The 21,960-nt window shown below is 69.9% G+C and carries 21 protein-coding genes and 1 pseudogene; 10 read left to right on the top strand and 12 right to left on the bottom strand.

Annotated elements, in window-relative coordinates:
- The first annotated feature begins 10 nt into the window (after positions 1-10).
- A complete protein-coding gene (gene tpiA, locus NBT67_RS06045; RefSeq protein WP_251343930.1) occupies positions 11-658 on the top strand; it encodes a triose-phosphate isomerase in 648 nt (215 codons plus the stop codon).
- 44 nt (positions 659-702) lie between these two features.
- Here tpiA and NBT67_RS06040 read toward each other — a convergent pair whose 3' ends face one another.
- On the bottom strand, positions 703-2,850 hold the full coding sequence (locus NBT67_RS06040; RefSeq protein WP_251343929.1) for an ATP-binding protein: 2,148 nt from the start codon (positions 2,848-2,850) through the stop codon (positions 703-705).
- 125 nt (positions 2,851-2,975) lie between these two features.
- On the bottom strand, positions 2,976-4,238 hold the full coding sequence (gene dinB / locus NBT67_RS06035) for a DNA polymerase IV (protein WP_251343928.1): 1,263 nt from the start codon (positions 4,236-4,238) through the stop codon (positions 2,976-2,978).
- Positions 4,239-4,437: 199 nt separating this feature from the next.
- On the opposite strand from dinB, the pseudogene NBT67_RS06030 reads away from it, so the two are divergent.
- A pseudogene (locus tag NBT67_RS06030) lies at positions 4,438-5,654 on the top strand (RNA-guided endonuclease InsQ/TnpB family protein).
- Between the two features lie 45 nt (positions 5,655-5,699).
- On the opposite strand, the gene lrpA1 reads toward NBT67_RS06030, so the two are convergent.
- The 7 genes from lrpA1 to NBT67_RS05995 all read right to left on the bottom strand — a co-directional run bounded on the left by lrpA1 (position 5,700) and on the right by NBT67_RS05995 (position 12,848).
- Entirely contained in the window at positions 5,700-6,128 is a 429-nt protein-coding gene (gene lrpA1 / locus NBT67_RS06025) for an HTH-type transcriptional regulator LrpA1 (RefSeq protein WP_251343927.1), read from the bottom strand.
- An 83-nt stretch (positions 6,129-6,211) separates the two neighbouring features.
- Entirely contained in the window at positions 6,212-7,150 is a 939-nt protein-coding gene (locus NBT67_RS06020) for a thiamine pyrophosphate-dependent enzyme (RefSeq protein ID WP_251343926.1), read from the bottom strand.
- 2 nt (positions 7,151-7,152) lie between these two features.
- Positions 7,153-9,039, bottom strand: a complete 1,887-nt coding sequence (locus tag NBT67_RS06015; protein WP_251343925.1) for a 2-oxoacid:acceptor oxidoreductase subunit alpha — start codon at positions 9,037-9,039, stop codon at positions 7,153-7,155.
- 305 nt (positions 9,040-9,344) lie between these two features.
- Positions 9,345-10,124 carry a DICT sensory domain-containing protein gene (locus NBT67_RS06010; RefSeq protein WP_251343924.1) on the bottom strand — a complete coding sequence of 260 codons (780 nt, stop codon included), beginning with the start codon at positions 10,122-10,124 and terminating at the stop codon, positions 9,345-9,347.
- 69 nt (positions 10,125-10,193) lie between these two features.
- Positions 10,194-11,351, bottom strand: coding sequence for a chorismate synthase (gene aroC, locus NBT67_RS06005; protein WP_251343923.1), 1,158 nt, complete (start codon positions 11,349-11,351; stop codon positions 10,194-10,196).
- Positions 11,341-12,633: a 3-phosphoshikimate 1-carboxyvinyltransferase gene (gene aroA / locus NBT67_RS06000; RefSeq protein ID WP_251343922.1), complete on the bottom strand. Its 1,293-nt coding sequence runs from the start codon at positions 12,631-12,633 to the stop codon at positions 11,341-11,343. The genes aroC and aroA overlap by 11 nt, the downstream gene beginning before the upstream one ends.
- Before the next feature lie 26 nt (positions 12,634-12,659).
- Entirely contained in the window at positions 12,660-12,848 is a 189-nt protein-coding gene (locus tag NBT67_RS05995; RefSeq protein ID WP_251343921.1) for a hypothetical protein, read from the bottom strand.
- 119 nt (positions 12,849-12,967) lie between these two features.
- On the opposite strand from NBT67_RS05995, the gene NBT67_RS05990 reads away from it, so the two are divergent.
- A complete protein-coding gene (locus NBT67_RS05990; protein WP_251343919.1) occupies positions 12,968-14,020 on the top strand; it encodes an NAD(P)-dependent glycerol-1-phosphate dehydrogenase in 1,053 nt (350 codons plus the stop codon).
- A gap of 56 nt (positions 14,021-14,076) precedes the next feature.
- Positions 14,077-14,700, top strand: coding sequence for a DUF420 domain-containing protein (locus NBT67_RS05985; protein ID WP_251343917.1), 624 nt, complete (start codon positions 14,077-14,079; stop codon positions 14,698-14,700).
- Here the strand turns inward: NBT67_RS05985 and NBT67_RS05980 are convergent.
- On the bottom strand, positions 14,697-15,155 hold the full coding sequence (locus tag NBT67_RS05980; protein ID WP_251343916.1) for a universal stress protein: 459 nt from the start codon (positions 15,153-15,155) through the stop codon (positions 14,697-14,699). The two genes, NBT67_RS05985 and NBT67_RS05980, sit on opposite strands and share 4 nt — an antisense overlap.
- 128 nt (positions 15,156-15,283) lie before the next feature.
- Here NBT67_RS05980 and NBT67_RS05975 point away from each other — a divergent pair, with 128 nt between their 5' ends.
- The 3 genes from NBT67_RS05975 to NBT67_RS05965 are packed head-to-tail and all read left to right on the top strand — an operon-like array spanning position 15,284 to position 18,559.
- Positions 15,284-16,348 (top strand): glycosyltransferase, encoded by a 1,065-nt coding sequence (locus tag NBT67_RS05975; RefSeq protein WP_251343914.1) that lies wholly within the window; start codon positions 15,284-15,286, stop codon positions 16,346-16,348.
- Positions 16,349-16,390: 42 nt separating this feature from the next.
- On the top strand, positions 16,391-16,651 hold the full coding sequence (locus NBT67_RS05970) for an MTH865 family protein (protein WP_251343913.1): 261 nt from the start codon (positions 16,391-16,393) through the stop codon (positions 16,649-16,651).
- A 51-nt stretch (positions 16,652-16,702) separates the two neighbouring features.
- Entirely contained in the window at positions 16,703-18,559 is a 1,857-nt protein-coding gene (locus NBT67_RS05965) for a S9 family peptidase (protein ID WP_251344350.1), read from the top strand.
- A 9-nt stretch (positions 18,560-18,568) separates the two neighbouring features.
- On the opposite strand, the gene NBT67_RS05960 is transcribed toward NBT67_RS05965, so the two are convergent.
- Both NBT67_RS05960 and NBT67_RS05955 read right to left on the bottom strand, forming a co-directional pair.
- Positions 18,569-19,138: a hypothetical protein gene (locus tag NBT67_RS05960; protein ID WP_251343912.1), complete on the bottom strand. Its 570-nt coding sequence runs from the start codon at positions 19,136-19,138 to the stop codon at positions 18,569-18,571.
- The gene (locus tag NBT67_RS05955; protein WP_251343911.1) at positions 19,135-19,332 is read right to left on the bottom strand and encodes a hypothetical protein; all 198 of its coding nucleotides are present in this window, start codon (positions 19,330-19,332) and stop codon (positions 19,135-19,137) included. Before NBT67_RS05955 ends, NBT67_RS05960 begins: the two co-directional genes overlap by 4 nt.
- A 92-nt stretch (positions 19,333-19,424) precedes the next feature.
- On the opposite strand from NBT67_RS05955, the gene NBT67_RS05950 reads away from it, so the two are divergent.
- From NBT67_RS05950 to NBT67_RS05940, 3 genes are all read left to right on the top strand, one after another.
- On the top strand, positions 19,425-19,841 hold the full coding sequence (locus NBT67_RS05950) for a cobalamin B12-binding domain-containing protein (protein ID WP_251343910.1): 417 nt from the start codon (positions 19,425-19,427) through the stop codon (positions 19,839-19,841).
- Entirely contained in the window at positions 19,838-20,899 is a 1,062-nt protein-coding gene (gene meaB / locus NBT67_RS05945; protein WP_251343909.1) for a methylmalonyl Co-A mutase-associated GTPase MeaB, read from the top strand. Before NBT67_RS05950 ends, meaB begins: the two co-directional genes overlap by 4 nt.
- A 92-nt stretch (positions 20,900-20,991) precedes the next feature.
- Positions 20,992-21,912 carry a hypothetical protein gene (locus NBT67_RS05940; RefSeq protein ID WP_251343908.1) on the top strand — a complete coding sequence of 307 codons (921 nt, stop codon included), beginning with the start codon at positions 20,992-20,994 and terminating at the stop codon, positions 21,910-21,912.
- Positions 21,913-21,960 lie beyond the last annotated feature (48 nt).

The following is a 21,960-nucleotide window of genomic DNA, read 5'->3' as shown; positions in this document are numbered from 1 at the left end:
CATGGCGGGTATGTTCGTCCTCGTCAACCTGAAGGCGTACCCCTGTGACCCGGTCGCCGTCGCCGAGGCGGCCCACGCGGTGGCCGAGGAGTCCGGCGTCCGCATCGCCGTCGCCCCGCAGGCCGCTCACGTGGAGCGCGTCGCCGAGACGGGCGTCGAGACGTGGGCCCAGCACGTCGCCCCCGTCGACCACGGCAGCCACACCGGCCACGCGCTGGCCGAGGCCGTGGTCGACGCCGGCGCGACTGGCACGCTGCTCAACCACTCCGAGCGCCGCCTGAAACTCGCGGACATCGACGGCGCCCTCGCGGCCGCCGACCGCGCCGGCCTGGAGACGGTCGTCTGCGCCAACAACCCCGGACAGGTGTCCGCCGCGGCCTCGCTCGGCCCCGACGCCGTGGCGGTCGAACCGCCGGAACTCATCGGCGGGGACGTCTCCGTCGCCACCGCCGACCCCGATGTCGTCGAGGGAGCCGTCGCCGCCGCCGACGCCGTCGACCCCGACGTGGCCGTCTACTGCGGTGCGGGCGTCTCGACCGGCGACGACCTGGCGGCGGCCGCCGACCTCGGCGCGGAGGGTGTCCTCCTCGCCAGCGGCGTCGCGAAGGCCGCCGATCCGCGGGCGGCGTTGGCGGACCTGGTGTCGGGGGTGCGATAGGGTTCACTGTAGCGGATCGGCGGTCGTGGCCGCCGATCCGCGGGCTAGAGGATCTCCACGCCGCCGGTGTCGCTCTCGGCGGGCGTCGCGCTCCCCTCGCCGTCGCCCGCGTCCGTGGCATCCTGCTTCGACTCGCGTTCGTCGTCCTCGGCGTCGGCCGCCCCGTCCTCCGTCCCGTCGTCGATGATCGCCGCGTCCTCGGCGACGAACCCGTCGTCCGGTTGCACGGCGTCGTCGTCCGACACGACCTCCACGTCCGGCCGCTCCTCGGTCGGAACGTGCCCCGGGTCGTCGGCGTCGGCACCGCCGTCGGCGCTCGCGCCGAGCGACTCGCCCGAGAGCGTCGCCTCGTCGACGAACGCGCGCTCGACCGATCGCGTCATCGACGCGAGGGCGTCGTCGTCGAGGTGTCCGTCGAAGCGTTCGGCCACCCGGTCGGGGAGGGCGTACCGGTAGGTCTCCCGGTCGACGTGTTCGATCAGCCCCGCCCGGCGGAGCGGCCGGTTCCGGCCGTAGGCGAGCGTGCTCTTCGGCGTCCCGCCCGCCGCGACGTGGGCGTCGACCGGGTCGGCTCGCCCGGCCTCGCGGTAGTGGGCGAGCATCGCCCGCGAGAGGTCCGGCAGGTCCTGAACCGTCCGCCGCAGTCGGGCGACCACCGCCTCGCGGGTTCCGGGTTCGGCGGCCGCTCCGTCGTCGTCGGCCGCCCCGTCGTCGACCGCCCCGTCGTCGTCCGCGTCGGCGCTCGCGGCCTCGGGAGGCGCGCCTCCGGCGTCGAAGGTCACGTCCGTCTGCCCGTCCGGCGCGTCGTCGGTCGCCGTGTCGTCGGCCGTCGCGTCGTCGGGCGCCGTGTCGTCGGGCGCCGTGTCGTCGACCGTCGCGTCACCGGTCGCCGACTCCTCCTCGCCGCTCCCGTCCCCGTCGTCGCCCCTGATCGCCACCGGCCCGGGCGTCGGCCAGTCGTTCGGCTCGATCCTCGGGAACGCCTCGCTCCCCCCGTCGTCGGTCGGCGCGTCCGCCGCCTCGGCGGCGCTCCGGTCGTCCTCGGCCCCGTCGTCGTCCGGTTCGTACGCCCCCAGTTCCGCCTGGTCCGACGGCATCGGCCGGGAGCGGTTCCGGCCCTCGCCGCCGCGGTACGGCGCCTCGGCCTTCCGGAGCATCGCCTGTGCGAACTTGTCGGCCATCCGCGAGAGGTCGCGGGCCTCCTCCAGTTCCGCCTCCAGTTCGCGGATGCGCTGCTCCTTTTTCTCCACCTCCTGTCGCAGGTCGGCGAGTTCGCTCTCCCGGCGCTCCTGTTCGTCGCTGATCTCGCGGAGGTCCGCCACCAGGTCGTCGCTGATCGACTTGAGTTCCGGGCGCTCGAAGTCGTCGAGGCCGGGCGTCGCCCCCGCGTCGAAGGTGCGCTTGCGGTGGAACTGCACCCGCCGCACCGACTCGCTCCAGTCCGTCATCAGGAACGCCTCGCCGTCGCCCAGGTCCTCGACGGCGTTCGCGTGCTCGGCGTCGATGATCCGACTCACCACGTTCGTGTCGTTGTTCCACGTCAGCCGGTGCCACACCAGCCAGTCGCACTGCGTGATGAAGTCCTTCTTCACGTCGGCGGGGCGCTGGCTGATGCCGACGATGCCGAGGCCGTGTTTCCGGCCCCGCTTGCCGATCTTGATGAGCATCTTCCCCGTCTCGTCGAGGCCGCCGCCCTCCGGGATGTACTCGTGGACCTCCTCGACGAGCATCAGGAACGGCTTCTTCAGTTTCTTCTCCTTGGCGAACAGGTGGCGCGCGACCGAGAGCAGGAGTTCCTTCGCCTCGTCGTCGTCGAGGTACCCCGAGACGTCGAGGATGATGGGGACGTTCCCCTCCAGCGCCAGCGACGCGATCTTCTCGGCGTGTTCCGGGCTGACCTGGATGTCACACTCGTCGTCCGCGCCCGCGTGCAGGAGTTCGAACTCCTCTTTCAGGCCGTAGTACTCGCCGTCCGTGTCGACCACGAGCACCGGAAAGTTGTTCTCCAGGAGGTTCTCCACGAGCACCGACGCGGTGTTCGACTTCCCCGACCCCGACTTCCCCGTGACGAACCCCCGGCCGGTGAGCAGTTCCACCACCGGGAGCGAGACCGGCGTCCCCGGATCGGCGTCGGCGTCGCCGCCCGGGCCCTCGCTCACGTCCGCGACCGTGATGGTTTCCGTCTCCGTCATCGGTGCGTGAGAGGGTCCCGTCCCCCATAGTTCCGCGTCAGACGGGCGTCCGATGCCATCGTGGCGACCGACCCCGCGTCCGCGTCCGATCGGACGCCATACTGCGATCGGACGCGCACCGACGGTCACTCGCCCCGATCGAAGTCCCCGAGCGAGGACTGTCCGGGCGACGCGTCGTCGGCGTCCTCGCGGTCGGCCGTCTCCGCGCCCTCGCCCCGGTTCCAGCCGTCGAGGCTCGCCTGCTCGGCCGCCGCGAACTGGAGGTTCGACACCCGAACCCCGAGCTTGCGGACCGGTTCGCCCGCGAACTCCGCCAGGAGGTCGAGCGCCACCTCCCGCACGAGGTCCGGGTCGGCCACCGGTCCCGGCAGCGACCGCTCGCGCGTGTTCACGTCGTACGGCGGCGTCACCGCCTTGATGCCGATGGTGCGGTAGAGTGCGCCCTTCCCCTCGGCCCGGTCGGCCACGTCCGCCGCCAGCCCCGCCACCGTCTCGCGTTGCCGGTCGGCGTCGTCGGTCGCCTCGGTGAACGCCGACTCCCGGGAGAGGCTCTTTGGCCGCCCCTTCGGCGTCACTTCCCGGTCGTCGTGCCCGCGCGCTCGCTCGTGGAGCGTCACCCCGCGCTCCCCGAACCGCTCCTCGATGGTTGTGGGGTCGGCGGCCGCGAGGTCGCCGGCCGTCTCGACGCCCATCTCGCCCAGTTCCCGCGCCGTCACCGGGCCGACGCCGTGGACCGCCGAGACGGGCAGCGGGGCGAAAAAGTCCCGCACTTCGCCGGGTTCGACGACGACGAGGCCGTCCGGCTTGTCGTGGTCGCTCGCCACCTTCGCGGCGCTCATGTTGGGCGCGACGCCCACGCTCGCGGGCACGCCCACCTCGCGGGCGATCCGTTCCTTGACGTGGCGGGCGTACCCCTCGGCGAGCGGTCGGCCGTTGACGACGGTCCACGCGGTCCGCTCGGTCACGTCGAGGTACGCCTCGTCGACACTCACCTCCCGAAGCCGGTCGGCACACTCCCGCAGGATACCCTTGATCTCCGCGGCCACCTCGCGGTAGTACTCCAGGTCGACCGGGCGGTAGTACCCCGCCGCAGCCGTATCGAGGTCGGGGTCGTCGCGGGCCGTCGCCATCCGCGGGAGCCGTTCCAGCGCCTGTGAGATGGGTTGGGCGCTCTCGACGCCGAACTCCCGGGCCTCGTAACTCGCCGTGGCGACGGCGCCGTGCGGTTCGCCGGATTCGTAGCCCATCCCCACCACGACGGGTTCGCCGCGCAGGGCCGGATCGCGCAGGCGCTCACAGGAGGCGTAGAAGCAGTCGATATCGACGTGACAGACGATGCGGGGCTCGCCGTCGTCGGTCACGCTGGGAAGCGTCCCCCCGTCGGACATGGTCACCGTCGGTCGCGGAGCATCCTCAAGATTCCGCCCGTCGGGCGTGCCGTCGCCGTGGATTCACAGGCGGGACGAGGCGGATGCCCCGACCCTTGAGGTCGGGGAGGAAGCCGACACTCAATGACGCAATTCACACTACAGTGGCTGCTCGACTCCCCGTTGTATAAGAAACCACAACCATATATGTGAAAATACAGTGGAATACCGCCGTACCGCCGTCATCAAACTCGACATACCCGAAGGGGTCGATTCGCTCCTCCGTGAGACTGTCGAGCAGTTCAAACACTGCGCCAACACCGCAAGCGAGTGGTGTTGGCACGGCGACGACGGACACCACGTCACCTCCAAAGCCAAAGCCGAACGCGCTCTGTACGACCAACTCCGCGACGAAACCGACCTTACTGCCAACCTCGTCCAGAAAGGGATCAGGCGTGCCGTCGAAGCCGTCAAAAGCGGCGTCGAGCGCCTCAACGAGGAGAGCGCACGTCACGACCATACTTCTCAGCGGACAGCGCGGTCTATGACAAGCGAAGTGCGACGTTCCACCGTGACCGCGTATCGCTCTCCACAGTAGACGGGCGTGTTGAGTGCGATTACATCCTTCCCGACGACTCGGAGACACCGCCAACCAAGTACGTCTCCGACGAGGATTTCGAGTTTCGGATGGCTCACTTACAGTACCGAGACGGCGACTGGTACTTGCACGCCTCGATGCGGAACGTCGAAGCAGACGAGGAAGCGTCTGAATCCGAATCCACGCACAGAACAGTCCTTGGTGTGGATTTGGGCGTGAACAACCTGGCCGTTGCTTCGACGGGGCGGTTCTGGTCGGCAGACGAGTTCAACCACTGGCGACGAGAGTACGAGAAACGCCGTGCATCGCTCCAGCAGTGTGGGTCTCGCTACGCCCACGAAACCATCGAATCAGTCGGGCAGAAAGAGGACGGGAGGTTCGAGATATACCTGCACACGGTGGCGAACGAGCTTATCGAGGACGCTGTCGAGAACGACTGTTCGCACATTGTGTTTGAGGACTTGACCCACATTCGGGAGAATATCCCCGGGGCGACGTGGCAACACGTTTGGGCGTTCCGACGCCTCTCCGAGTACGTCGAATACAAGGCCGAAGAACACGGTATCGAAGTCGTGCAGGTTGACCCTCGGAATACGTCGAAGCGTTGTTCGACGTGTGGATTCACCCACGATCATAACCGTAACGGGGAGTCGTTCGAGTGTCGACAGTGCGGGTACAAGAACCACGCCGACTACAATGCGGCAAAAAACGTCGGATTGCAGTATCTCCGCCGTCGGCAAAACGCAGACGACGGAGGCGCACCCGTAGATGTGCGCTTGAATCGCGGGACGCTGAACGTGAGTGGGGAGTATAACCCTCCTGCCTCGGGTGAGGCATAGAACGGGAGTCCACGCGAAAGCCTCGGGGCTTGACCCCGAGGCAATTTACTTCAGTCGTTCCTGCAGGAAGGAGGGATGCGTCGCCGTCACGCCCTCGATGTCGCGGATGTCGTCGCTGATCACGTCCCCGAGAGCGTCGCCGTCCGGCGCCCGAACCTCCGCCATCAGCATGTGGTCCCCGGAGGAGGTGTACAGCGCCTCGACGGCCTCCATCGCCTTCAGCGCGCGCGTCACCTCGACGTAGCGCTCGCTCTCGACTTCGATGCCGACGATGGCGATGGACTGCCCCGAGAGTTTCTTCGGATCGACCTCGGCCGAGTAGCCGACGATGACGCCCTCCTCCTCCATCTGCTGGATGTACTTTCGGACCGTCGGCTTCGAGACGCCGGCACGGTCCGCTATCTCCCCGTAGGACGCCTGTGCGTCCTCCTCGAGGACGGAGAGAATGCGACGTTCCGTAGCGGTGGTTCCCATGAGGATCCCTTTCGGTCCACGGAAAAAATATGTTGCGAAGACGAAAACGCGTTCGCGGATCGGATCCGGAGGGTTCCGGAGCCCTACTTGTGCCGGTCGAGCAGCAGGTCGTGGGACCGCTCCCACTCGTAGTCGTCGTCGAAGTACCGCTCGGCGAGGGGGTCCTCGGGCATCTCGCCGATGGCCTGCTTCTCCTCGGAGTAGGAGGGCCGGTCCGAGTCGACGTAGAACCGGCCGGTGAGCACCTCACCCTCGTAGAGCGACTGCTCGGCCTCGCTGGCCATCTCCTGGGCCGCGCTCCGGTCGGTCGGATCGTGGTCGTACTCGTCGGCGTCGTTGATGTCCGTGTAGGGGACGTACTGCCGGGCGTCCTTGTTCCAGGTCGGACACTGGGTGAGGAAGTCCACGTGGGCGAAGCCGTCGTGTTGCATCGCCTCGACGAGGATCTCTTTCGCCTGGTTGGGGTTGACCGCCGCCGTCCGGGCGACGTAGGACGCGCCGGAGGTGAGCGCCAGCGACAGCGGGCGGATGGGGTCCTTGGCGCTGCCGTGGGGCTGGGTCTTCGACTTGTGGCCCTTCGGCGACGTGGGCGAGGTCTGCCCCTTCGTCAGGCCGAAGATCTCGTTGTCGAAGACGATGTAGGTCATGTCGTGGTTCTCGCGGGCGGTGTGCATGAAGTGGTTGCCACCGATCCCGTAGCCGTCGCCGTCGCCCCCGGCCGCGATCACTTCGAGTTCGGGGTTGGCGAGCTTCGCCGCCCGGGCGATGGGCAGCGAGCGCCCGTGGATCGAGTGGTAGCCGTAGCTCTCGAAGTAACTGTTGAGCTTGCCCGAACAGCCGATGCCGGTGACGAGCAACACCTCGTCGGGGTTGCGGCCGACTTCGGGCATGGCCTGCTTCAGCGCCTTCAGCACGCCGAAGTCGCCACAGCCCGGACACCACGTCGCCTGTGGTTCGAGGGTGGGTGTGAACTCTTCGCGGTCGATTTCGCGCTCTTCGCCGATGGCTGAGAATGCACTCATGGTTAGTCACCTGCCGCCGGGACGTAGGTCGTCTGCTGGTCGGGGACGTCCTGCCCCTGGATGCTCGCTTCGAAGCCCTGTACGATCTCCGCGGGTTCGAACGGTTCGCCGTTGTACTTCAGGAGGCTGGAGAGTTTGTCGCCGAAGCGGCCGAGTTCCTTCTGGGTGAGCCCTCGGAACTGCCCGGAGGCGTTCATCTCGACGACCAGCGCCTCGTCGACGCTCTCCAGGAACTCGGTCATCTCCTCCTCGGGGTAGGGCATCATGTCGCTGACGCCGATGCCGCGCACCGAGTGGCCGGCGTCGTTGAGGCGGGCGACTGCCTCCTCGACGGTCCCCTGCTGGCTCCCGAAGGTGATCAGGCCGTACTCGGCGTCGTCCGGACCCATGTACGTCTGGGTGTCCCTGTCGTCGAGGAACTCGCGAACGGCCTCGACCTTCGACATCCGGCGCTCCATCTGCGTGACGCGGTTGGTGGGGTCCTCGTCGATGTGGCCGGCCTGATTGTGTTCGTTGCCGGTGACGAGGAAGTGTCCGCCCTTCTGTCCCGGGATGGACCGCGGACTGACGCCGTCCTCGGCGTCGTAGCGGTAGCGGTAGAACTTCCCGCCCGGCCCGTGGGGCGCGTCCTCCAACTCCTCCTCCGTGGTGACGGCGCCCAGGTCGGGGTTGGGCTCGCGGTCGAAGTGGCTCGCGGGCACGTTCATCAGCTCGCCCCCGAGCTTCTGGTCGTAGAGCAGGATGACCGGGATGTTGTACCCGTACGCGATTCGGAAGGCGAGCCGTGACTGTTCGTAGGCCTCGGAGACCGTCCCCGGCGCCAGCACGACCCGGTTGGAGTCACCCTGGCTCGTGTAGAGGACGTGTTCGAGGTCGGCCTGTTCGGGCTTGGTCGGTAGCCCGGTCGAGGGACCGGCGCGCATCGCCTCCACGAGGACGACCGGCGTCTCGGACATCTCCGCGAGGCCGAGCGGTTCGGACATCAGCGCGAACCCGCCGCCGGAGGAGCCGGACATCGCCTTGACGCCGGCGTGGGAGGCGCCGAGCGCGAGCGCCGCGGCCGCGATCTCGTCTTCGACCTGTTCGGAGACGCCGCCGACCTCCGGCAGCGCCTGGGACATGATGGTGAACACCTCGGTCCACGGCGTCATCGGGTAGCCCGCGATGAACCGACAGCCCTCGTCGAGGGCGCCGTAGGCGATGGAGTCGCTGCCCGACAGGAGCACCTGTTCCTCGTCGTGACTCCCCTCGGGAACGCGGAGGTCGTGGGTGAACTCGAACTCCTCTTCCACCATGTCGTGGGTGTAGTGGAGGATCTCCTTGTTGGGTTCGAGGATGTCCTCGGGCATCGACTCGGCCATCAGTTGCTCGAAATACTCGAGGTCGATGCCGAGGAGGGCGGCGGTCGCCCCGACGCCGGCGGTGTTCCGCATGACCTCCCGTCCGTGGTCCCGGGCGATCTCGCGAAGGTTGATCGGGTAGACGTGCCAGTCGTTCTCCTCGACTCGCTGCTCGAAGTCGGGGATGTCCTCGCTGTCGAGCAGGCCGGTGTCGTAGACGATGACGCCCCCCTCGTTGAGTTCGTCGAGGTTCTCCGACAGCGGCTTGATCTCCTCGTCCCCGTAGTAGGCGTCCTCCTGGGGGTTGCGGGCGAAGGAGTCCCCGAGCGCGAGGAGGCAGTTGAAGCCGTCGCCGCGGGACTGTACCGGTTCCGACTTGGCACGCACCTCGGTGTACGTGTGGCCGCCGCGAATCCGCGACGGATAGTGTCGATGCGTAAAGACGTGGAGCCCCGCTCGCATCAGGGCCTTGGCGAAGTTCTGGCTGGTCGACGCGATGCCGTCGCCCGACCCGCCAGCGATCCGCCACATGAGTTCGTGGTCAGTCATATTCACATCACGGCCCGCAGGGGGGCCACTACCGGGAAAGTTGACCACGGTTCGACTAAAGCCTTTGCTATACGTTACCAAGCAAAAATGATGTAAGATCGCCGGTTTCGAGGACCGTGGCCGACGACGTTCGGGGGTGGAAACCGCTCGACGGCGTTTCACCGCCGCCGAGGGTGGCTCCGCCGGCGTCTCCAGCGGATATTATATCAAATATATTATATTTGATGCGCCGTCGGTGGCGTCCGCCCGTCGCACCCTGCCGGCGGCGCGACGGGGGCCAGGCCGGACGGCCCCGCGTCCGGCGCTCAGAACGCCCGTTCGAGGTAGGCGTCGATGCGGGCCACCCTTTCGGCGTCGTACGTCCAGAACCCCTTCCAGCGGTTCGGTTCCTTCTGGTGGGCGACCAGCGCCGCCGGCGTCGACTCCGCCCCCGAGTCCGACGGCGGCCGGTACGCCACGCACCACGAGTTGCGGTACTCGTCGCTGGTGCCGCCGTGGACCGTCGCGTCGAGCCACGTCGGCCGCTCGTCCGGCACGCCGTAGACGTGGACGTCGAGCGCCCGCCCGGTAAGGCGCTCGTACACCGTCCGGGTGCCGTACTCGTCTTCGAGTCGCGAGAGCCGCTGGAACGTCGAGCGGAGGGTCCCCTCGCCCGCCTCGTAGGCCAGTCGCTCGACGTGGCGGGAGACGAGGATCAGGAGGAGTTTCTCCTTGTTCGACGCCGGATACCCCCGGAGGTCGAACAGCGTCCCGTCCATGTTCGTCAGCACCGCGGGGACGTCGCCGTCGAACCCCCGGGTGCTCGTCCGGAACTGGTCGGCGTTCACGAGCAGGAAGGACCGCATCACCCGATCCAGCGACGAGACGGCGGTGACGTCCCCGTCCTCACGCAGCGCCAGCAGGTCGTCGGCGTCGGTCGGGAGCGACCGCTCGGACAGTTCGACCGACTGCGTCGCGAAGGCGTCGGCGATGAGGTCCTGCACCGGCTGCGGGTGGGTCCGGTTGACCGTGACGAGCGACACCTCACGGTCGTCGACGTCGGCGAAGAAGTCACGGAGGCTGGACGGAGGCGCGTCGGCGGCCATCTCTGTGACGGGAACGGACACGTACGACATATAGACTCCGCCCGCGTTATCAGCCGTGAAAGGCGGCGGCTACCGGTCCACGTTCTCCGGGCTCCGGGGGTGGTAGTCGGTGTCGTATTCGCCCGGGTTGTCGTCCAGTCGGTCGGGGGTGATCCGCCCCGCGAGCAGCATGAAGTCGACGAGCGTCAGCGCGAGCATCGCCTCGACGACCGGGACGCCCCGCGGCGGCAACACCGGGTCGTGCCGGCCGACGACCTGAATCTCCTTCTCCTCGCCCGTCTCCCAGTCGACCGTCGTCTGGGTCTTGGGGATGGAGGTCGGGGCGTGCAACGTCACCTCGCCCGTGATGGGCTGGCCGGTCGTGATGCCGCCCTGGATGCCGCCGTGGTCGTTGCCCACGGGGACCGGATCGCCCGACTCGTCGAACTCCCAGTCCTCGTTGCGCTCCGACCCCGTGTACCGGCGGGCCTCGCGTCCGAGGCCGAACTCGAAGGCCGTCGCCGCGGGCACCGACATCATCGCCTGCCCGAGGCGGGCGGAGACGGAGTCGAACCGGGGCGCGCCCAGTCCCCGCGGGACGCCCCGCGCCTCGAACTCGATGGACCCGCCGATGGAGTCGCCGGCCTCCTGGTACTCGTCGATGGCCTCGCGCATCCGCTCGGCCGTCTCGGGGTCCCCACACCGCACCTCGTTGTCCTCGCTGTGTTCCACCATCTCCTCGAAGCTCACCTCGGGCGCCTCGATCGACCCGATCTGGTTGACGTGAGCCTTGAGTTCGATCCCCCGCTCCTCGAGGATCTTCTTCGCCACCGCGCCCGCGGCGACCCAGTTCACCGTCTCGCGGGCCGAGGAGCGGCCGCCGCCCCCCCAGTTGCGCGTCCCGAACTTCGCCGAGTACGTGAAGTCGCCGTGCGAGGGGCGTGGTGCCGTCACGAACGGCTCGTACTTGCCCGAGCGGGCGTCCTTGTTCTGGATGACCATCCCCAGGGGCGTCCCCGTGGTGTAGCCGTCCTGTAACCCGCTGTGGATGCGCACCTCGTCGGGTTCGCCTCGGCTGGTCGTGATCATCGACTGACCGGGTTTGCGCCGGTCCAGGTCGCGCTGGACGTCCGCCTCCTCCAGTTCGAGCCCCGCGGGACAGCCCGAGACGACGACGCCCATCGCGTCCCCGTGGCTCTCCCCGTAGGTCGTCACCTGGAACAGACGACCGAATCGATTACCGTTCATGCTCGATGGCTTCGGCCCCGAGGTCATAAAGCACGTCGAAGAACCCCGGGAAGGAGACGTCGACGTGATCGGCGCCCTCGACGGTGGTCGTCCCCTCGGCGACGAGTCCGGCGACCGACAGGGCCATCACGATCCGGTGGTCGTCGTGGCCGGCGACGGTCGCACCCCGGAGGCGGGACCGGTCGCCGTGGATCGTCAGCGTGTCCCGCTCCTCGGTCACCGCGGCGCCCAGGCGCTCCAGTTCCGTCGCCATCGCGCTCACGCGGTCGGTCTCCTTGTACCGCACGTGCTCGCAGTTGACGATCCGGGTCTCGCCGTTCGCGGCGGCCCCGAGGACGGCGACGGTCGGAAGCAGGTCCGGCGTGTCGCCCACGTCGACCTCGATCCCCGACAGGTCGCTCCGGCGGACCGTAATTTCGCCCGCTTCGCGGTCCCAGGTCACGTCCGCACCCATCCGCTCCAGCACGTCGACGATGGCGCTGTCGCCCTGCGCGCTGGGTCGGGCCCCCTCGACGACGACGCCGCCGTCGCCGCCCGCCACCGCGCCCGCGGCCAGCAGGTAGGACATCGACGAGAAGTCCCCCGGAACCGGGTAGGCGTCCGCGCGGCCGTAGGACTGCCCACCCGGCACGCGGTACCCCGACGCCGTCTCCGTGGCCTCGACGCCGAAGTCGGCCAGCACCTCCAGCGTGATGTCGACGTACGGCGCCGACTTGAGCGCCGTCTCCAGGTCGATCTCGACCCCCGACTCGGTCACCGCCCCCGCCATCAGCAGGGCGGTGACGTACTGCGAGGAGACGTCCCCGGGGATGGACGCCGTCCCGCCGTCGACGCCGCCGCCGACGACGAGCGGCGCCCGTCCGTTGTCGCGCGTGCTCTCGGCGCGCCCGTCGAGTTGCTCGACCGCGTCCAGCAGCGGCCCCTGTGGCCGCGACCGGAGCGAGTCGTCGCCGGTCAGCACCGTCAGCCCGTCCGCGAGCGCCGCACACGCCGTGACGATGCGCATCGTCGTCCCGCTGTTGGCACAGTCGATCACGTCGTCCGGCACCCCCGGCCGGCCGCCGAAGCCCGCGACGTCCAGGCGGCCGTCCGCCCGGTCGACCCGCCCGCCGAACGCCTCGACCGCCCGCATCGTCGCTCGCGTGTCGGCGCTCACCAGCGGGTCGGCGACGACGGCGCCGTCGCTGTACCCCGCCGCGAGGATCGCCCGGTGGGTGTAGCTCTTCGACGGCGGCGCCCGCGCCCGCCCGGCGACTCGTGACCGCGTGAGTTCCACGTCCATGGGCGTCCGGTCGGGCGGATCCCGTATCAGCGTACCGACCGCGTCCCCGACGCGTCACCCCCCGAACCACGACAGCGTCGCGTCCCGCGCGCCGGAGAGAACGCGCCCGATCCGTCCCTCGTCCCACCCCAGCGGCCCGACGACGCCCGCGCCGGCGCGTCCTGCGCGTCGAGGTAGCTCAGGCCGGCGTCGAGCGTCGGTAACTGCGATCCCATGGGATCCCGTTGCTCGACACGTCGCTTATACGACGGCCACATCCGGGGTGAACGTGGAACTGGACGGTCGGCTCCCGCTCACCCGTAGGTACTAAACCCTCAGATAAGAACTGGGTCCCATGTTCCAGAAGTCGACGTGGATCAAGCTCCCACGGAACGTCGTCGTGGGTCACAGCGTCCTCGACGACCTCGGGGCCGTGATCGACGACCTGTCCGTCGTGGGCCGGCCGCTGGTCGTCACGAGCCCGACGCCGAACCGCCTCGTCGGCGACCGGGTGCGCGCCCAACTCGGCGACGACCCGGCGACGGTCACCGTCGAGTCGGCGGGCTTCGACGCGGTCGAGCGCGTCGTCGACAGGGCCGAGGCCGAGGACGCGACCTACTTCGTCGGCCTCGGCGGCGGCAAACCCATCGACACCGCGAAGATGGCCGCCGACCGCCTCGGCTCCGGCCTCGTCTCGGTCCCCACCGCGGCCAGCCACGACGGCATCGTCAGCGGCCGGTCGTCGATCCCCGAGGGCGACACCCGCCACAGCGTCGCCGCGGACCCGCCGCTCGCCGTCGTCGCCGACACCGAGGTCATCGCGGCCGCGCCCTGGGAACTCACCACCGCCGGCTGTGCCGACATCGTCTCCAACTACACCGCCGTCGAGGACTGGCAACTCGCCCACCGCCTGCAGAACGTCGAGTACTCCGAGTACGCGGGCGCGCTCTCCCGCATGACCGCCGAGATGCTCGTCGAGAACGCCGCGTCGGTCAAACAGGGGCTCGAGGAGTCCGCGTGGGTCGTGGTGAAGGCGCTGGTCTCCTCCGGCGTCGCCATGTCCATCGCCGGCTCTTCGCGCCCCGCGAGCGGCGCCGAACACCTCTTCTCGCACCGGCTGGACCGCATCGCTCCCGGGCGCGCGCTCCACGGCCACCAGGTCGGCGTCGGATCGATCCTCGTCGCCTACCTCCACGAGGGCGAGCAGGGGATGTGGCGAGACATCCGCGACGCCCTCTCGGTCATCGGGGCGCCGACAACCGCCGCCGAACTCGGGTTCGACGACGAGACGGTGATCGAGGCGCTCACGACCGCCCACCGCATCCGCGACCGGTACACCATCCTCGGCAACGGCATCAGCGAGGCGGCCGCCCGCGAGGCCGCCACGAAGACCGGCGTGATCGGATAGCCGGGCACCTGCACCGAGAGCGGAAGAGGGAAGCCCGTTCGGTCCAACCCCCGGACATGGCAACGGCCAGCGCAAGCGGCCCGGTGAAGGAGCATCCGGTCGCCGTCACCGCCGTCCTCTCGGTCGTGGGATACACCCTCGTCGTGGGCACGTTCGTCGGCGTCGTCCCCGAGTCGATCTTTCCCGACCTCTCGCTCGGGCAGGTGAACCTGCTCTCGGACGCCATCGCCGTCGTCAACACCGCGGCGACGCTCTCCCTGCTGGCCGGGTGGCGGTGGATCCGCCGCGACGAGGTGACGAAACACGCGACCGCCATGTCGACGGCGTTCGGCCTCATCCTCCTCTTTCTCGTCCTCTATCTGACGAAGATCGGTGGCGGCGGCACCAAGGAGTTCGTCGGCCCGGAACTCCCCTACGTCGCGTACCTCGCGATGCTCGCGGTCCACATCGTCCTCTCGATCGTCGCCGTGCCCGTCGTCCTCTACGCCCTCGTCCTCGGGGTGACCCACACGCCGAGCGAACTCCGGGGCACGAACCACGCCCGCGTCGGCCGGATCGCCGCCGGCGCGTGGATCCTCTCGCTCTCGCTGGGCGTCCTCGCCTACCTCCTGCTCAACCACGTCTACAGTTGGACCTTCGTCGAGGCGACCGTTGCCTTCGCCCCGGCCGCGGTCGGCTAACCCGCCCCTCCCCCGATCCGGCCCTCGCTCCCGCCGACGACGAGGACCGGCACCTCGGCCCGCCGGACGACCCGTTCGGTGACGCTGCCGACCAGATACCGCTCCAGTCCACCCCGGCCGTGCGTGCCCATCACCAGCAGATCGATCCCGTTCTCCGCGGCGTACTTCAGGATCGCGTCCTCGGCGGTGCCCTCGACGACCGCCGTCGTCGCCTCGACTCCCCGGTCGGTCGCGCGCGCCGCCGCGTCGTCGAGGACGGACTCGCCCTCGCTCCGCAGCGTCTCGCGGAGCTCCTCGATGGCGAGTTCCGGTGCCGCGTGGGACAGGTCGTCCGTTTCGACGACGTAGAGGAGATGCAGCGTCGCGCCGAAGCGCTCGGCCACGCCGAGGGCGTGTTCGACGGCCGCCGCCGCGGGCTCGCTCCCGTCGGTGGGAAGCAGGATGGCGTCGTACATACCCGCCCGTTCGACGCCCCGCCCCGTCAATCCACGCGTCGGTTCCCGGCCGACGGGAACCCCGACGGCGGTCGCGGGACCGGCCGCCGACGGAGGGATTTTTGGTCACCCGTCTCGTGGCCCGAGGTGTGCGCGTCGCGTTCGTGACGATGACGACGGCCCACCACGAGGATAGCTGGTACGCCCGCCGGGCGCGGGCGGTGGCGGAGCGCCTGGCGGCCAGCGGCCACGACGTGACCGTCGTCTGTGCGCAGTGGTGGGGCGGCGACCACGCCTCCTTCGACTTCGACGGCGTCACCTACCGCCGGGTGACGAGCGAGCGCTCCCCGCGGGCGTTCGTGGCGAAACTCCCCTTCGTGCTCAACGGCGTCCGACCGGACGTGATCCACGTCGCCTCGGTCCCGCCCCTCGCGGTCCCGGCGGCGAAGGCCGCGGGTCGCCTCCGCCGCACGCCCATCGTCGCGGAGTGGCGTGACCGCCCGGACCGCGAGACGGAGGGCACCTGGCGCCACCACTGGGCCGCCCGGTCGCCCGACGCCGTCGTCGTCCCCTCGGAGACCGTCGAGACGACGGTTCGGGAGCGCGGGGCCGACCCCGACGCCGTCGAGGTGATTCCCGACAGCGTCGACATGGCGGGGATCCGGGACGCGCCCGTCGACCCGCGGGCCGACCTCGTGTACGCTCGCCCGCTCGACGAGCGCGCGAACGTCGAGGAGTTCCTGCTCGCCCTCGCCGAACTCCGAGACCGGGAGTGGCGGGCGGCGGTCATCGGCGACGGGCCGGCGCGATCCGAGGCCGAACGGATGGCCCGCGACCTCCGGATCGACGACCGGGTCGAGTTCCTCGGCGACCTCTCGCCCGCCGAACAGGTGCCGATCCTCAAAGGCGCCCACGTCTTCGCCCAGACGGCCACGTGGGCGCCGTTCGCGACCGGCCTCCTGCGGGCGCTGGCCTGTGGCTGTGTGGGCGTCGTCGAGTACCAGGCCGACTCCGCCGCCCACGAACTCGTCGAGGCGGACCCCCGCGGGTCGCTGGTGACCAGCCCGCAGGAACTCGCCGACGAGATCGTCGCGGCGACCGACTTGGAGCGCTGGACGGTCAACGAGGACTACGCCCCCTACGACCACGACGCCGTTCGCTCCCGGTACGAGGACTGCTACGAGCGCCTCGTCGCGAACTACGGGTTCTTCTGACGTTTCGGAACGCTTTTCCGCCAGATACGCCCACGACTCCCCATGAGCGACGACGTCGAGGCCGAACTCCGCGAGCAGTTCCGGTCGGCGTTCCAGGGCGCCGACTTCCCCGTGACCGACCAGATGGATCTCGTTCCGGCGCTGCCGAACGGGCCGGGCACCCGGTTCGAGGCCGGCGACTTCTCCGTCTCCGCGATGGAACTCGCCGCCAACCTCGACGGCCACCAGGAGTTCCCCTACGAGTCGGTCGACGAACTCGTCGACGACGTGATGGCGGCGCTGAAGGCCGAGGGTCTGCTGTAACCCCCGCCCCCGGCCCTCAGGGGAACACGTTTGGTCGCCCCCGACCAAACGATCGGTATGTTCGACATCGAGCGCTACCTCAACGTGCGGAGCGCACACGGCGCCTCCGTCGGCCCGGACGGCGACCACCTCTCCTTTCTCATGGACACCACGGGCGTTCCCCAGGTCTGGACGCTCTCGGAACCGGGGGCGTGGCCCGAGCAGCGCACCTTCTTCGACGACCGCGTCACCTTCGCCTCGTGGTCGCCCGAGCGGCCGGAACTGATCGTCGGCCGTGACCGCGGCGGCGACGAGCGCGAGACGCTCTACCGCCTCGACGTGCCGACCGGCGGGATAACCGACCTGACGGAGCACCCCGACGCGAAACACTGGTTCGGCGGGTGGAGCCCGGACGGCGAGCGCTTCGCCTTCGCATCGAACCGCCGGGAGAGCGCCGTCTTCGACGTGTACGTCCAGGACCGGACGGCGACGGGCGCCGACGCCGAACTGGTCTTCGAGGGCGACGGCTGGCTCTCGGTCGACGGCTGGAGCCCCGACGGCGACCGCCTCCTCCTCACCGAATCCCACTCCAGTTTCGATCAGGACGTGTACGTCCTCGACGTGGCGACGGGCACCCGGCGTCACCTGACGCCGCACGACGGCGAGGTGCGTCACCTGAGCGCCGAGTGGGGCCCCGACGGCGAGGGCGTCTACCTCGCCACCGACCGCGACGGCGACGTCCTCTCGCTCGCCCACGTCGACCTCGCGACCGACGACGTCGCCGCCGTCGAGGCGGCGGACGACGGGACGACGCCCCTCGACGACGACGAGTGGAACGTCGACGGCGTGGCCGTCGACCAGGAGTCCCGCCGGCTGGTCTACTCGCGAAACGTCGACGGCTACACCGAACTCGGCGTCGGCGAACTCGTCGCCCCCGGGCGACTTGATCACTTCCCGACCCCCGACCTCCCGCCCTCGGTCGCCGGCGGCGTGAGTTTCGGCCCCGACGGCGACCGCTTCGCGCTGACCGTCACCCGGAGCGACGACACGGCCAACGTCTACGTCGTCGACGCGACGACCGGGGTGGCCGAGCGCTGGACCCGCGCCTCCACCGCGGGCATCCCCCGCGACACCTTCGTCGCGCCGGAACTCGTGCGTTACCCCTCCTTCGACGGCCTGGAGATTCCCGCGTTCTTCTCCCTGCCCGCGACCGACACCGGCCACGGCGAGACGCCCGTCGTCGTCGACGTCCACGGCGGTCCCGAGTCCCAGCGCCGCCCCTCCTTCGGTCGGGTGAAACAGTACCTCCTCTCGCGGGGGTACGCGGTGTTCGAACCCAACGTCCGCGGGTCGACCGGCTACGGCAGGGCCTACACCCACCTCGACGACGTGGACAAGCGGATGGACTCGGTCGCCGACCTGAAGGCGGGCGTCGAGTGGTTGCACGACCACCCAGCGGTCGACCCCGACCGCATCGCGGTGATGGGCGCCTCCTACGGCGGGTTCATGACCCTCGCCGCGCTCACCACCTATCCCGACCTCTGGGCGGCCGGCGTCGACGTCGTCGGCATCGCCAACTTCGTCACCTTCCTCGAGAACACGGGGGACTGGCGGCGCGAACTCCGCGAGGCCGAGTACGGGTCGCTCGACGAGGACCGGGAGCTACTGGAGTCGATCAGCCCCATCAACCACGTCGATGACATCGCCGCGCCCCTCTTCGTCCTCCACGGCGAGAACGACCCGCGGGTGCCCGTGAGCGAGGCCCACCGCATCGTCGAGGGCGCCCGCGAGGCGGGCGTCCCCGTCCGCGAACTCGTCTTCGAGGACGAGGGTCACGGCTTCACGAAACTGGAGAACCGGATCGAGGCCTACTCGGCCGTCGCCGACTTCCTCGATACGCACCTCGGGTCGGGCGCGGAGTCGGCGTAGGCCCCCGACCTACGTGGCCCGCTGGTCGTCTGGGTTGGCGGCGCGGTTCTCGACGGTGTTCTCCTCGCCCTCGCGGCGCCGCGGGTCGGCGGCGGCGGCGACGTCCTTGGTCGGGACGTTCTCCGGTCCATCCTCTCCCTCGTCCTCCTCGGCCTCGGCGTCCTCCGCCTCGGCGTCCTCCTCCTCCGCGTCCTCCTCCTCCGCGTCCTCCTCCTCCGCGTCCTCCGCCGCCTCGCCGTGATCCGCGGGGTTGGCGGCGCGGTTCCCGACGGTGTTCTCCTCGCCGTCACGCCGGCGCGGGTCGGCCGCGGCGGCGACGTCCTTCGTCGGGACGTCCTCGGGCCCCTCGTCTTCCTCGGGTTCCTCTTCGACCTCCTCCTCGGGTTCCTCTTCGACCTCCTCCTCGGGTTCCTCTTCGACCTCCTCCTCGGGTTCCTCTTCGACCTCCTCCTCGGGTTCCTCTTCGACCTCCTCCTCGGGTTCCTCTTCGACCTCCTCCTCCGTCTCCGACGGCGTCGCCGGATCGCCGGCGCTCGATCCGCCGCCGAAGATCGAGAGGATCCTGTCGAGCAGGCTCATGCCGACGCACCTCCCCACGCGGTGTCGGTCGAGCGGACGGGACAGCCGACGGGACGCGACGCGGCCGCGTGCGCCGCCAGTCCGCGTTCACCGTCCGAAACGGGCGCTTCGCCGGTCGCGACGGTGACGATGGTCAGGACGATGCTCGTGACGGCGGCGGCGAGTTTGCCGACCGTCGATCCGGTTCGATGCATGTCTTTCGTTAACAATCCGCTCTATTATAAAGGTAGGCGCCTCTGCCGACGGCTCCGTTAGAGTCAAACGGTCGCGTGGTGAACGTTCACGCATGAGCGCAGGGCAGGAACAGCGGACCATCCGGTGTCTCGTCGCCAAGGTCGGCCTCGACGGGCACGACCGTGGCGCACACGTCATCGCCCGCGCGTTCCGGGACGCCGGGTTCGAAGTGATCTACTCCGGCCTCCATCGCGCGCCCGAGGAGATCGTCCAGGCCGCGGTGCAGGAGGACGTGGACGTCCTCGGCATCTCCATCCTCTCCGGGGCGCACAACACGCTCGTGCCGAAGGTGATCGAGGGGCTGAAGGAGTACGGCGCGTTCGAGGACACCCTCGTCATCGTCGGCGGGATCGTCCCCGACGAGGACCGCGAGGAGCTCGTGGCCGCCGGCGTGGCCGAGGTGTTCGGCCCCGGAACGCCCATGCAGGAGACCATCGACTTCGTCCGCGACAACGCGCCGCAACGATGAGCGAGGCGAACGCCGCCGAGAAGGAGTTGGTCAGGGACCTCCTGGACGGCGACCACCGTGCGCTCGCCCGCACCATCTCCAAAATCGAGGACCGCACCCCCGGCTACCGCGAGGTCGTCTCCGAACTCCACGCCCACACCGGCGACGCGGAGGTGATCGGCGTGACCGGCAGCCCCGGCGCCGGCAAGTCCACGCTGGTCGACAAGCTCGCCAAGGCCTACCGCGACCGGGGGCTCACCGTCGGCGTCATCGCCGTCGATCCCTCCTCGCCGTACACCGGCGGCGCGGTCCTCGGGGACCGCATCCGCATGGCCTCGAACGTGGGCGACATGGACGTGTTCTTCCGGTCGATGAGCGCCCGCGGACAACTGGGCGGCCTCTCGACCGCCACCGCCGACGCGATCAAGGCCCTCGACGCCTTCGGCAAGGATCGGATCGTCGTCGAGACGGTCGGCGCCGGACAGAACGAGGTGGACGTGGTCCGCACCGCCGACACCGTGGTCGTCCTCGTCCAACCGGGCAGCGGCGACGACGTGCAGATGCTCAAGGCCGGGATCCTGGAGATCGGCGACGTGTTCGTCGTCAACAAGGCCGACAAGGACGGCGCCGCGACCACCGTCTCGGACCTCCAGGAGATGCTCCACATGCGCGAGGGGGCGACGACGGCCGGCGCCGGCCACCACGGGGCGGGGGTCGGGACGGCCGACGACACGGGCGGAGCGGACGACGCGGACGGCGACGACTGGGACCCCCGGATCGTCGAAACCGTCGCCACGGAGGGCGAGGGCGTCGCGGAGCTGATCGACGTCCTCGACGCCCACTACGACCACCTCCGCTCGACGGGCGAACTCGACCGGCGGACGCGGACCCGGTACGCCGAGGAGATCCGACAGTTGCTCCGGGCCGACGCCGCCGACCTGCTGGAGGAGGAACTCGAACGTCACGGCGGGATGGACGCCCTCGTCGACGCGGTGCGCGCCCGCGAGACCGACCCCTACACGGTCGTCGACCGGATTCTGGATCCGCTTGCCGACTGCGTCCGCGAGCGCCGGGACTGACCGCGCCCCTCGGCGGGCTCTCGCCGTCCCGATACCCCCTGGCGACGGCCTCGCCCGACACACTGAAACGCCGCGCGGTGCATCGACACGCCATGTCCCTCCGCCGTTCGATGCCCGCCGCGGTCGGCTCGGTCCCGGTCGTCGCCGAACTCGTCGTTGTCGTCTGCTTGCTCCTCGGACTCCACCTGTGGCGCCGCGCCGTGACGGCGCTCCAGCCGACCCTCGTGGCGGCGGTCCCCGAGGGCACCGCCGCGCCGGTCGGCAGCCTGCTGATCGGGGGCGTCCTCCTCGCCGGCGTCGTCGCCTTCGCCGCCGTCTACGCGACCCTCCGGGGGATCGAGGTGGGGGTCCGCCCGTCGGCCGACCGCCGGACCCTCGGTCTCGCCCTCGCCGTCCCGCCCGCGCTGGTCGCGGTCACGAAACTGGTCGGCGTCCTCACCGGCGTCCCGTACAACGCGCTCACGATGTCGGCGTACGGCGCCGACGCGCCCGTGGCGGCGGTGCTCTCGTTTCTCGGCCCGGGGCTGCTGGTCGGCGCGCTCTCGCTGACCGTCGTCTGTCAGGTGCTCGTCCAGGGGACGTTCGCGCGGGTCGTCGAACGGGGGCGTGCGGCCCTCCTGACGACCGTGCTGGCGGCCGTCGTGCTCACGAGTTCGACCGGCGGGCTGACGGCCTTCCCCGACCGGGGGAAACTCGCGGTCGCGGTCGGGTTCGTCCTCGCGCTGGCGCTGGCGCTGTACGCCGTCGACGAGGTGGACCGCGAGTGGGTGCAGTATCTCGCCTACCTCCCCGTCTCGGCCGTCGTCGCGCTCGTGATCGTCTCGTGGGTCGCGGCGACCGGCTCGGTCGCCGAACTGCTGTTCGGCGCCACCCACGTCGCCGTCCTCGCGCTGGCCGCCGCGGGCTACGCGCGGACCGACTCGCTGGTCGTCCCCGCGGTCGCGTACCTGTCCCTGCTCCTGTCCGAGGAGACGGTCGTCCTCCTCTTCGAGGCCGGGATGCGAAGCTGGTAGGCGGCGGTCCGGTGACGTGGCGTCCCGGTCCGGCCGCGGCCGACTCCT

The organism is Haloplanus sp. GDY1, assembly GCF_023703775.1.
Classification (GTDB): Archaea; Halobacteriota; Halobacteria; order Halobacteriales; family Haloferacaceae; genus Haloplanus; species Haloplanus halophilus.
Note: the sequence above shows the minus strand (reverse complement) of the source record. Positions and strands in the feature narration are given on the sequence as shown.